Origin of the sequence: Methylobacterium sp. E-045 (genome assembly GCF_022829685.1) — a bacterium.
Lineage (GTDB): Bacteria > Pseudomonadota > Alphaproteobacteria > Rhizobiales > Beijerinckiaceae > Methylobacterium.
Map to the genome: position 1 here is coordinate 1 of NZ_JAKSYE010000026.1, position 12,243 is coordinate 12,243.

Consider the following 12,243-nt stretch of genomic DNA (forward strand, 5'->3'; position numbering starts at 1 on the left):
CCATCGTCCGCGACCTGCACTGCTCCCGCAACACGGTCCGGAAGGTCGTCCGGTCGGGAGCCAACGCCTTCGCCTACGAGCGTGAGGTGCAGCCGCTGCCCAAGCTCGGGCCGTGGCGCGACGATCTCGATCGGATGCTGACCACCAACGCCGGCAGGTCCGCCCGCGAACGCCTGGGCCGTGACCGAGGCGCGCTCGCGCTTCCAGGTTTTGGCATAGCGCCGAACGGCATCGTAGCCGCCCTCGTAGCCGAGCCCGCGCAGCGCCTCGTAGATCCGGATCAGCGTCAGCCGCCCGCGGGCGGACCTGCCGGCGTTGGTGGTCAGCATCCGATCGAGATCGTCGCGCCACGGCCCGAGCTTGGGCAGCGGCTGCACCTCACGCCCGTAGGTGAAGGCGGTGGCTCCCGACCGGACGACCTTCCGGACCGTGTTGCGGGAGACGTGCAGGTCGCGGACGATGTCCTTGATCGCGCGGTCGCGGTTAAAGAACTCGCGCGCGATGCGCCCAATCTTGTCCACGCCCTTCATCCCCCTACACCACCCTCCGGTCGTACCGGAGGGCAGTCTGCGAGAACGAGGTTAGGGGGTCAGAATTGGACGCCGATCCCCCGCCTCACGGGGTCAAAGTTGCACGCCGAAACACAGGCTCGACCTCCGCAGGGTGCGCAAACAAATCAAGCACTTAGGCTGACTGGGCTGGCTCGGTGTTCCGTTCGTGTCCGACCGAACAGATTGAATCGAGCTGGACAACCCTGCACAATCTCATGCAAAAGATTCCTTCGCACGAGGCTAGTTTAAAGCCCAACGCTTAAGGCAGGGGCGATAGCGCTGCAGTGGGCCATGAGGTTGGGTGGTGTGAAACGGCGCCTCTGCGATGGATGAATTGAAAGCAGTCTGGCGCGATGTGTTCGCACAGATCGCAGCTAGCTCGATCCTCGCCAGCGATGCCCTGCCCCTGACCGCCTACGCCTTCGGCAAGTTCAATCCCAAACTCGTGCTCGAACGCCTGCTTGATCCGAGGCCGAGCTATTTTGCACACAAGGATATCCTGTTCGCAGGCCTGTGTGCCTGGACGGTTGCCCCCAAGCATCAATTCTTGATCGAGGAGGCGATGGTGCTGGCAGGAGCCGCCCGTTTGGCCGCCGTCGAGAAAGAAATTCAGGGTCAGCTGCCAGAAGCTCCGATGCTGGCTGATATCATCACCCGCGTCAGCAAACCCGGCATCGATTTCTACCAAGATTTTTACTATCCGGTAGGCGGCTTGCAGTGCATCATCAAAACGCGCTCGCCGAAGTTGATGCAGCGCTCACTTCAGGCTGCTTCTCGCGAGATCGGTTTCGCGGTGGAAATGATGCGGGTGTGCCACTACCACGCCATCCATTTGCAAGACCGAAAGCGCTATCGTCTGGCAAGTTACGCCTCAGGCGGGCAAGCCTTGTCTGACTTATTGGTTACAGAGAAGTCTATAGGCGGAGTTGTTAACCCTCTTTTGGCGGTCATTCTGAAAAAAAATCGAACGGTAGACGCTCTGAACTGCAAAAAGAAGTCTGATAGGTTCAAGTGGTCCGCGGCAATGATTTATGCAGCGCACTCAATAAAATACGATGGCGATACATTACTTTCACTGATATGCTCTGGTGCGGCAAACTTTGCTGAAGATGGCCACCTTCTCGCCGAATGGGTCGGGCGAGCGGCCTACGTTGCAAGCAAAGTGATTGAACTGATGTATACTAATCCTGGCAATTTAGTACAAATTGAATATTTATCCAGCAACACCACCGTAGACATCAATCCGCCTGATTACGGCACAGCATCGGTCAACGTGGAAAAGGCATTCAAGACTGCACACACCAATCCCCAAAATGCCGGCGGGTCAGCCACTTCGAAGCTCTCCGGCATGGGTGGTCGCAACAGGTGACATAGGTTGGCCAGCCGAACCTAGGTTGTGTTTTCAAACATTCTTATGCTGCCTGCGTTGTGCACGTAAATGCATTCTCGTTCGATTTTGAACGGAGAAGCATCATGAACAAACATTCGCAACCGGCTGGCGCTCTGCGTCTACGTCAAATCATCAAACCAACGGGTCCGATCCCAATCAGCGCCAGTTCCTGGTGGTCTGGAGTCAAGAAGGGAATCTATCCTCAGCCTATCAAGCTTGGCCCGCGTATTACGGCATGGCGGTTGAGCGACATTGAAGCTTTGCTTCAGCAGGGTATTTCAGCTGGTAAGGAGCCCACTGACAACACGGGCCATCGCGCTAATTCCCGCGTCCTTACCACGACTAGCAACGATCATAACGCCATTCCCAGCAGCAATGAGGCTTCGGCCCACGGCGGGGAGGTCTGAGCTATGGCGACGAAGCTCATCGGCCTTATGCCGAATCATGCCGACGCCAAGGCATCGCTGGCAAGCCAACGCCTGATTGGCCAGTTGCGCCGAAGCGAAATCGGGGCGGCGGCACAGCTTGCTGACAGCCTCGATGTCTGCACCACGCTAAGGCCTTGTCGGAGCGCCGCCTGCCCAATGTGTGGTGCCGAGTTCCAAGACGTGATGGTCGCCATCAACGGCCAGTTCATTCGCATCCCAGCCCGCTCGGCCCGCAATCGGGCACACGCAGTGACCATTGTACCGAGCACGGGGTGCGTCAAACCAGAAGACCTATCAGTCGAAGCCTTTGTGAAGGTAGGTGACGAGATCACGACAGCACTAATTCGGCTCGACTATCCGCCGACGCTTATTGGCCTCGAAGCATCTTTCAACGAGGACGCCACCGGCAAAGTCGAGCCGCACTGGTGCATCCACGGGCACACCAACAGTGTGGATTGGCCAACAACCAAACAGGAAAACGGCATCAGGGCGGCGTTCCTCGCCTCTCCGTGGATAAAGTACCCAGTGCACATTGACCTACTCGACGACCGAATCGAGGGGCGCCGGTACCCCTTCAAGCCTGAGCGGTTCCGACGGGTGACGCAGCTCATCACGGACAATCCTGGCCGGCGACCCTATCGCGACACCAAGCAGCGAGCACTGCGACCCTGGCAAGCAGTAAGCTTGGCCATTGTCGAACATGAACTTGGTTTCGAACGGCGGCTGCGGATCCACGGGATCGATGAAAAGGCCTTTGGCGAGGGGCTAAGGGGCCTCGATTGGCCTTGGGGCGGCTTCTAGCGGGGTAAATGGGGGTGTGGGTAACTGCACCCCCGCCTCGCGTGCCGTACCCGTGCTGCGCCTACATCGCTCGTAGTGCAGCACCCTACCGCCTTTGCCGAAAGCCCGTGCACCCCGTGCACCCCGTGCGTGGGCTGCCAGACGCAATACTAAACCTATCAACGATAAGCGACAGGACACCATAATTATGACTACTAGCGGCGTTCGCAAGATACAGCAGCTATACGACGAAAGGGCGCGGGTGTGGGTCGATATCTACGAAGCACCCGGCATTGAGGAGAAACCCATCCAAGCTGAAGTGCCTCGCGAGGACCAGAGTCCGAATGCAGTGCGCCGCCACCTCCTGCGTAAAGGTGCACAGCTGGCATCGGTGGAGGATCCCCAAGCGCTTGCCGCAGCCATTGCCGCCGAGGCTCCCGTTCTGCGTCGTGCAGCGCACATGGGTTGGCGTGATGATGATGATACGTTCGTTTCGCACCGTTTCGTCTCTCCTGCGGAAATGGACGTGTCAATCATTCCGCCGGAATGCCCTATGGTTGGAGCCGCTGGACAGCTGCAGATCCGCGGAACCCTTGAGATCTGGCAAGGGCTGGTTGCAGTATCACAGTACTCGACAACTTTGGTCGTGGCACTGTGCGCCGTATTTGCCGCACCGTTGCTAGCCTTGCTTCGAAGACCGAGTTTTGCCCTCGTATTTTTTGGTCCAAGCAGGATCGGGAAATCATTTGCTCAGCTTGTCGCTGGATCAGCACTTGGTTTCGGCCGTGAGGAGGATTTACCGAGTCTTAATGCCACACCAGCTGGGCTCTTGGCGGCCGGACTTGGGTTCAATGATCACATGTTGCCTATCAACGAGATCGGTACAGCACGAGGGCCAAAGAGCGAGGTCTACGTGACGCTGCGAGACTCAACTTACTCGCTTATGAACGGCCAGGACACGATACGTCACCCGTCCTGGACTGGCGACGGTGAGGCGCCGAGCACGTTTCGTGTTATCTGCTTGTTATCTTCAGAAATTTCGCCTGACGCCTGGGCAGCACGCAATGGCGAAACGCGCGATGACGGGGAGATGGCACGCCTGATCGGGGTGCCGGTGCTGAATGCGGGGAGTCAAACAATCTTTGACCGGCCGCCCACCGAACTAACTGCTGAGGGGCTCTCCGAGTGGGAGAAGGGTCAGTTCCAGCGTTTGCGCCAATCGCTTCCAGAGAACCGTGGCATCGCCTTCCGCGAATTTATCGATTGGCTGGTGATAGACGTTGAAAAGAACGTCGCTCTCACCCGTAGCCGTGTCGCATCATTTGAGGCACATTTCGCTGACGCCAGCATGACAGCCGTTGGGCGAGACATCGTGGCAAAGTTCGGCATTCTATGGGCAGCGGGCATACTTGCGGTAGACGCGGGCATTCTACCGTTGGGTAGAAGGGCGATAGGTCCGGTGATCATTCAGGCCTGTCGGGCAGCGCTTGCAGAATTGCCTGACCCACAGAACGAATTGCGCGCCGACCGCACGGCGCTAAAGGAGCACCTGGCTGGACGCACTATCATCGACCTCGAAGCTTGCAGTCGTAAGGAGCAGCGGCTGATGCGCGATGCTGATGGCTTTCACAGGCCACGTCGGGAAAGCGGGGGCGAGGAATACGTCGTAAGAGCGCAGGAGTTTTCTGCTTGGTTCGGCACACCAGTGCGGGTGCGTCGCTTGTTGGAATGGCTGGATGACGAGGGCTTGCTCGATCACGGCCGTGATCGGACCACTAAGCGCTCGAACGAATGGGCGCAGAAACAGGTAACTTGGCCAGACGACACCCGGGTACGGTCGATCAGCCTCTATCTGCCCGGTGGCCTTTCCGATCTCGACCGCTGACGTCTATGGGGGCGGGCTTCGTTTAGCTTGCCCCTACCACCCAACGCCCTGATGGCGCGAGGATACGCGCTGTCACCCAGCTGTAAAAGTCCAGCGAGATTGCCGCAGGGTTGACTGGGCTCATTCACGGCCTGCTAGGGCGTTTGGCATGCCAACGTCGCCAAACTCGCCAGCTACAAACCTTCAGCATGTTGATCCCTTCGCCCACTTACTCGAGGTGACTCGGCCCGCTCTCTTACTTGCCCCGTCAACGCTGCTTGAGGACATCGCTGGCCGCCTTGCCGAGGCTGGCGTGATCGATGCCGTCGCTCGTGGGGATACCGGGCCAGTGTACAACTGGCTGATGAGCCTTGTACCCCTGCAGGGGATCTCCGATGCAATCGCCTTCGGTTATGCTGAACGGCACGGGAGAGCGACGTGGGTCGCCGTATGCGCATCGTTGAACGCATCGCCGTCATGCCCCCGCCTTGCCAGCTACTGGGCTTTTGCGGACTGCAGGTATCGAAAGGCCGCCGCCACATGCGCTGAAGCTCGGCATCGCCCGGCTTGCCCGCTACCGACCCTGCCGCTGCGGAAGGGCGGGCTGAACCAAGCAGCCTACAGCCTCGCCCTTTTCATACGTGATGTGTGTGGCGGTGACTTCATTGGCTGGATCGACAGACGGCTTGCTCAGGGAGATCCGGGCATCGGCAGCCCCAACCGAAGCCAAATGATGCGCGCGGCCGTTCTAGCGCCCCTCACGTCGATTGTGGGCATATCGGACAAGCTTTGGTCCATGATGCTCGCGGAGCTGCTGCTTGCGGCCGACCCGAACCGTGAGCGTTGGGTGACCACCGGCGCCAGCATGATCGCCATCGACAGCTTGGTGCACAACTTCCTACATCGCAGCGGCGCGCTTCAACGATTCGGTGCCTTACACGACTACGGGCCCGCCTGCTACGCAGCGGGTGGGTGTGCAAATATCATTGAGGGCTTGACCGAGTGTATCGATGCCCGAGAGTTCAACCCTTCCTTCCCTGCAACCTTCCCACGATTCGTTCAGCTCGCAATCTGGCTGTGGTGTGCCGAGTGGGGCGTGAACCTGTGTAACGGCCGCAAGATCAACCATGCCGACCGATGTCGTCAGGTTTACTGTCCCGCCTACGGATTGTGTGATCGGCTTCCACTCTATGGCTCGACCTGACGGGAGCAAGCGAGTTTCGTGCTTGTTCGGTCAGCCGGGGCACGCCCTGCTGTACCCTGCGCTTCTACTGAAACTGTCAAGATACAACGCTTCTTGGAACTTGAGATAAGGTCAGCCATAGTTGGCAAGCCGAACGCAATGCCAATGAGCAATTAATATAATTTTAACCATCTCTCATTTCGAATCACATTGCTTGCATAACTGTTGTATAAATGCGACATTATAGCTTAAAGGGAATTCCTTTGCCCGTAGCTAGCAGCTTTTTCCTGGCAGCATGCTACGATAGCTGATGAGTTAACTTAAATATTTGAGAATCTGTTATGAGAACAATCCTGTGCGGCACGGAGATGCCTACCAGCCAAAAGACACTCAATACGAGGCTCATGTCGTCGTCGGCGATTAGGCTAATACTGTCATCGATTTACATTAGCATCGTGTTTATCGGGGGCGCTCGGGCGCAAGATGCAACTTGCGCAGGGACAGGATGCAACACGAAAGGCATTGCTGGAGTCCTATCGGGCTTCAACAGTCTTCTAAATAGTACTCAAGGTCAGAATGCATTACAGGCCAATCAATTTACCGTCGTGCAAATTTACGCCAACTCTTCTTCGAGTGATAAAATACGAGCAATAGCAAACAACATTCAGGTGGGAGATCTTTTTTTTGCTTCTAATATTTATGGGCGCGTACTCGGCCCCGCTCGCACGCAGATGATTGCAAACGATTACAATAATTACGTCAACAATAATAACAGCGCCACCAATAGCTCCGGCGCAACTACGTCATACTTATCACCGGTATATACTTACTTGCAGTCTGTTGTGGACAATTCCGGGAAGCACGCCGATGCTGTTAAATCCACCTTTGGGGCAATAGATACGTATGGGCAAGCTTACGATGCCCTGAGTGTTGCTTCAGGAGGGAATCCTCGTCCTTTTCAGACAACCAGTTCCATCCGCAATAATCCCTGGATGGCTGGGCCGGGCATTAGTCCGGACATGGCTAGCCAACAGGCAAATGCATGGAAAGATCTTGCTAAAGGCGAATCTTTTCCGAGCGGGCATAGTACTTTCGGCAATACGCTCGGTATAAGTTTTGCCATGATGGATCCGCAGCACTTTCGCGCTTTTCTAAGCTCCGGCGTCGAGTTCGCCTACAGCCGAAACGTTCTTGGTGTTCACTACCCGCTCGACTCGATTGCTGGCAGAATCATTGCTACTTATACCATCGCGCATGAACTGGATAAAAAGAGCACTACGGGTGCAAGTTCACAACAAGCCCTAAACAATGCAGCATCCGCATTTTCCAATTTCTTTCCGGCAACTAGCCCCGTTTGTGGAAGTGGAGTGGCAAGCGTATCGGCTTGCGTTTCAGCCGGCTTGCTTAACAACTCTGCCAATTTGGCGGCACAGCGGGCACGTTACCGTTATCTGCTAACCTATAATCTGCCATCCGTAGGGCCGACGGACGAACCAATGAGCGTGCCCAAAGAGGCGCATCATCTGTTGGATACGAGATTCCCGTATTTATCGAAGAAACAAAAAAATGATGTGTTGAAGACTACCTCATTGCCGTCTGGCGCGGCGCTGAGCAGTAGTTCGAACTGGGATCGCATCAATCTATTCGACGCCGCTGGCGGCTACGGAGCCCTGACCAAGCCGACAACCATAATCATGAACGCTACGCAGGGCGGCTTTAATGCCCTCGATACATGGGACAACGATATCACCGGCGTGGGAAGCTTGACGAAAGCCGGCACCGGGACCCTCGCCTTGACCGGAGCCAACTCCTACTCAGGCGGCACGACCGTGGCAGGCGGCGTACTCGCATCGCTTGGCACCCTCACGGGAAGTGTCACTGTTCAGGCAGGTGCTGGCTTCGTGAACGCGGGCACGCTCAACGCTAATGGCGGCGCGATTGACAATGCGGGCACATTCAACAATCTCGTCGGCGCCACGATCAACGGCTCCGTCACGAATTCCGGCAGCCTTGCGAACGACGGGACCATCAACGGTACCCTGACCGTGACTCAAGGCGGCATCCACACTGGCAACGGTACGGTTGGAGAGCTGATTGTCGGAACTGGTGGTACGCTTTCCCCCGGGCACTCCATCGGTGCAATCCACGTCCTCGGGAACCTCGCCCTGACACCCGGCTCGACCCATGTCGCCGAACTCAATCCCGGCGCAGCGGACCATATCCACGTCGAGGGCCGGGCTCAGCTCGGGGGCAACCTCGAGGTGCGTTCCTATGCGGGGCTTTCGTCCCGCCTCGGCGAAAGGCTCGAGATTTTGAGGGCCGAGGGTGGTGTCGCCGGTCGGTTCAGCCGCGTGTCGGCACCCCATTTCGGAACCTTGGAAGCGGCCTTTCCCTTTCTGGCACCCCGTCTTGATTACGGCTTACGTTCGGTCGGTCTAACCCTGTCGCGCAGCGACGTTTTGTTCGCCGAGGTCGCTCAGACCCGGAACCAGAGCGCTGTTGCACAGGCCGCTGACCGCCTAAGCTCCGGAGCGCTTCTGACAGCTTTGACAAGCCTCGACCGCAATACTGCTCCGGGGGCATTTCAGACCCTGTCAGGTGAGGTCCACGCCAGTGCTGTGACAGCTCAGTTCGAGACCGGCGCCGTCGTGCGTGAGGCCGTGCTCGACCGTATGCGCTGGGGCGAAGTCGGCCTGCGTTCTGGCGATGGCATCGGTCAGCGCTTCGCCCCCGGCGCCACCGTACCGGCTGCTTTCGCTGCCGACCCGAGTGGACGGGCGCCTATCATCTCTCAGGTGACATTACCGGCGCGCACCCCATCACCCTTCACCTCTTGGGGGCAGGGTTTCGGTAGTTTCGGTGCGACTGCAGGCAATGACAACGCAGCCCGCCTTACACGCGAGACGGGCGGATTTGTCCTCGGCGGCGACATCCGCCTTGGTGATTTGTGGCGCGTGGGCGTCGCTAGCGGCTACACCGTTACCTCTTTCGACGTCACCGGCCGCCTTTCTTCGGGCAGCGTAGAGAGCGGCTTCGGCGCCCTCTATGGATCCGGTGTTGTCGGGCCGGTCGCGATGCGCCTTGGCTTCATTGGCAGTGGCAACAACCTATCCACTCAACGCTCCATCGGGTTCCTTGGCCTGCAGGATAACGGTACGGCTCGCTACAATGGCCGTACCTTCCAGGGTTTCGGCGAGGTCGGCTATCAGATCGCCACGGGCTTCGGTCTGATCGAGCCGTTCCTTGGAGGCGCCGCGATCCGGATAGAACAGGACGGTGCGCGAGAGAATGGCGGCAGTGCCGCGCTGACGCTGCTGGGGCATAGCAACGAGTTGGCGACAAGCACAGTCGGTTTGCGGGCCGAGGCACAACTCGGCTCTGACCTCCTGCCCGGCATACCAGCAAGACTTCGCCTGCTGGCTGGTTGGCGGCGTGCTTACGGCGATCTCGCACCCGGTGCGTTTCTGGCATTCGGCTCAGGTGAGTCTTTCCTGACGGCAGGCGTTCCCGTGGACCGAGACGCCTTCGTAGGTCAGGCTGGGATCGATTGGGCACTGACGCCAGCAACAAGTCTCGGCTTCGCCTATGGCGGCCAGATTGGTGCTCGCGCAGCCGATCACAGTGTCAAAGGTCGCTTCAGTTACGCCTTCTAAATCGCTGTTGCATATGAGGCTACCAGGGCGGTTGAGCGCTGGCTCTGCCGCCCTCATTGTTTGAACGAACTGCGCAATGCCTTCGGTGCCAATCGACAATGTACTAATGGTTCGCTTTATCGAGTACAATAGGACCGGTAGAACAACATTCATAGTTCGGATAGCAGGATAATCGAGCTTGGCGGCATTTTCTGCGATACTGGTATGCTGCTGCGTTGTTGCAAGCGGGCTGCGATTTTTTCTCTCAATTCAAACTGCCATCGGCAGGTGCGTGTCACCACCCCCAGGCATGATGTTGACAAAAGGATTTTAGTCCTATATTTACGTTGCCGGTCGCTGCGTTTGCGGCCCTTCGAGTACCGATGGGGGGCCTTGTACTGCGCTTGAGCCAGTGCTGGCGAGCATGCTCAAACACGCAGGCTTCGACCTGCAAATCTACCCATTAGCAAGGCGGCCTTCGGGCCGCCTTCTTCGTTTCAGGAGCCCTGTGATGAACACGACAACGAGTGACACCGGCGAAGCCACCAACCACACCAACAACGACGCGGCAGCGAATACCGCAGACACCGCCAACCCTGCCGTAATTTTGTTCGGCACCGATGAGGGCGGCAAGCCACACGCCTCGACGTTTAGCCAAGCCGAGGTCGAACTCGCCGAGCGGGCAGCCGGGTTGATGGGCCTTCGCGTGCTGCACATCACGACCGACGAACACCGAACTGTCGCCGCTCAGTTGCCCGCAGGCCGAATCTTCGCACAAAGCGGTCGTGGGTTCGTACCGTTCGTAAAGAAGGCCCTGTACGAGCGCTTGCTGAACTTGGCTGGCCCCGGCGAAGCACCACCGCGCTCGGTAGCGGCCATGCCAAATTCGCCGCCCTCAAACGATATGCCTGCGCCAGCAGGTGATTCTACGCGCCCAGCCAGCTGGGCCGAGGTCAAGGTCGGCAGCCTGGTGCTCGCGTCAACGGGCCAACAGGAAGGGTGGTTCGAATCGGTTGTAGTCTACACAAAGGCCGACAGCCTGTTCGAGTTGCGCTGGCGCGACTGGCCTGAGGAGGCGCACTTCGTTCGGCATCGTGACGCGCTGGCGCTGCTCAGCCCACTCGGTCCCGAGGCGTAGGACCATCGGCATGACCACGATGTCATCCGTCGCTGAACCCGGCGGCCTGCCGAATGAGCCAGCGGCGGCTCGTGCCACCGCTGCTATTCGCAGCCTCAATGATGCATTTCGCCGCACCTTCAGGGGCGGCGCCGTGCTGGAAACGCTCGGTATCGTCAACCTGAGGGACGCTGATCGCATCGCCGTGCTGCTGGCAGTACAGCGGTTCACGGGGTTCAAACCCGGCAATGCCCCCTATGACGAACATGACTTCGGCGTCGTCGAGGTCGGTCAGCATCGTTGCTATTGGAAGATCGATACCTACGACCTCTCGATGCTGGGTCACTCCCCCGATGCAGCCGACCCTTCGATAACGGCCAGGGTACTCACGGTCATGCTTGCAGACGAGTACTGACCATGCCGGCCTCAGCCAATTTTCAAAATACTTTGACTGCGACCGCCCTTTGGCTTTCGACCGGCCCGCAGAGGTCGCGGCGCTTCGCTGCTCTCATCATACGAACGCAACAGCGTATCGACCTCAACTCCCAGCACGGCGGCCAAACGATCCAGCACGTCGATTGTGGGATTTACGACACCTCGCTCGATGCCGCTCAGATATGGCGCAGCCACGCGGGAATCCACAGCGAGCGTCTCCTGAGACAGCCCCCGCGTAGAACGCAAATGTCTGACATTCCAAGCCAAGCGAGCCCGCGCATCCATGCACCCCAGGCACGTGCATACCCTCGCTTAATCCATGACGTATATGATATGAATTAGGCGTGAGAGGCGGCTCACAGTTCATGTTCGCGGCCAAGGAGGAAAAAACATGGGGGATCGTGCGACACGGTTATGGCGGAGGGCTGCCATTGCGTCGTTTGTGGTCTCGGTCACCTTTGCTGGCGTCTCGGCCTGCTCGGGCATCGTAAGCTGCGCTAGCCAGCCTGTGCAGACCGCTCTACAGCGTGCACTCGACAAGCTTTACGCGCAGTCACGACAGCTTGCTGATGTTCAGGTCAAGGTCGCGGATATCATTGTCGTTCAGCAAAATTCTCAGTCAGCTACCTGCCGTGCCGCGATGAACATTACGGTTGATTACCTCGGAACACAGCAAAATGAGAGCGTTGTGGCGACCTTTGTCGCCGAGCGTACCGAGCGAGGTGATATCATCGTCACAATAAGTCAGTGAGCAAAACGAGGCTTTCGCGGCTCGGTCGGAACTTATAAATTTTTAAACAGATTTAGCAACGCTTATCTGAGCATGATTTAGCACAATTACCTTCATAATACATACGGAATAC

The 12,243-nt window shown here is 58.0% G+C and carries 10 protein-coding genes and 1 pseudogene; 9 read left to right on the forward strand and 2 right to left on the reverse strand.

From position 1 onward, the window contains the following. Positions 1 to 530: pseudogene (locus MKK51_RS01680) on the reverse strand (hypothetical protein); the annotation flags it as partial. 346 nt (positions 531 to 876) lie between these two features. Between MKK51_RS01680 and MKK51_RS01685 the strand changes: the two are divergent. The 8 genes from MKK51_RS01685 (at position 877) to MKK51_RS01720 (ending at position 11,360) form a co-directional block, all read left to right on the forward strand. Beyond that, positions 877 to 1,920: a hypothetical protein gene (locus MKK51_RS01685; RefSeq protein ID WP_243974587.1), complete on the forward strand. Its 1,044-nt coding sequence runs from the start codon at positions 877 to 879 to the stop codon at positions 1,918 to 1,920. A 104-nt stretch (positions 1,921 to 2,024) separates the two neighbouring features. After that, positions 2,025 to 2,348 (forward strand): helix-turn-helix transcriptional regulator, encoded by a 324-nt coding sequence (locus MKK51_RS01690; protein ID WP_243974588.1) that lies wholly within the window; start codon positions 2,025 to 2,027, stop codon positions 2,346 to 2,348. Positions 2,349 to 2,351: 3 nt separating this feature from the next. Next, on the forward strand, positions 2,352 to 3,170 hold the full coding sequence (locus MKK51_RS01695) for a hypothetical protein (RefSeq protein ID WP_243974590.1): 819 nt from the start codon (positions 2,352 to 2,354) through the stop codon (positions 3,168 to 3,170). Between the two features lie 241 nt (positions 3,171 to 3,411). Further along, complete coding sequence (locus MKK51_RS01700) at positions 3,412 to 5,034, forward strand: DUF927 domain-containing protein (RefSeq protein WP_243974591.1); 1,623 nt, start codon at positions 3,412 to 3,414, stop codon at positions 5,032 to 5,034. Positions 5,035 to 5,326: 292 nt separating this feature from the next. After that, a complete protein-coding gene (locus MKK51_RS01705; RefSeq protein ID WP_243974592.1) occupies positions 5,327 to 6,217 on the forward strand; it encodes a hypothetical protein in 891 nt (296 codons plus the stop codon). A gap of 584 nt (positions 6,218 to 6,801) precedes the next feature. Beyond that, complete coding sequence (locus MKK51_RS01710) at positions 6,802 to 9,849, forward strand: autotransporter domain-containing protein (RefSeq protein WP_243974593.1); 3,048 nt, start codon at positions 6,802 to 6,804, stop codon at positions 9,847 to 9,849. A 490-nt stretch (positions 9,850 to 10,339) separates the two neighbouring features. Then, complete coding sequence (locus MKK51_RS01715; protein WP_243974594.1) at positions 10,340 to 10,966, forward strand: hypothetical protein; 627 nt, start codon at positions 10,340 to 10,342, stop codon at positions 10,964 to 10,966. 10 nt (positions 10,967 to 10,976) lie between these two features. Continuing rightward, on the forward strand, positions 10,977 to 11,360 hold the full coding sequence (locus tag MKK51_RS01720; protein WP_243974595.1) for a DUF3768 domain-containing protein: 384 nt from the start codon (positions 10,977 to 10,979) through the stop codon (positions 11,358 to 11,360). An 11-nt stretch (positions 11,361 to 11,371) separates the two neighbouring features. On the opposite strand, the gene MKK51_RS01725 is transcribed toward MKK51_RS01720, so the two are convergent. Beyond that, entirely contained in the window at positions 11,372 to 11,665 is a 294-nt protein-coding gene (locus MKK51_RS01725) for a helix-turn-helix transcriptional regulator (RefSeq protein ID WP_279600921.1), read from the reverse strand. 106 nt (positions 11,666 to 11,771) lie between these two features. On the opposite strand from MKK51_RS01725, the gene MKK51_RS01730 reads away from it, so the two are divergent. Beyond that, positions 11,772 to 12,131, forward strand: a complete 360-nt coding sequence (locus MKK51_RS01730) for a hypothetical protein (RefSeq protein WP_243974598.1) — start codon at positions 11,772 to 11,774, stop codon at positions 12,129 to 12,131. Positions 12,132 to 12,243: the final 112 nt, after the last annotated feature.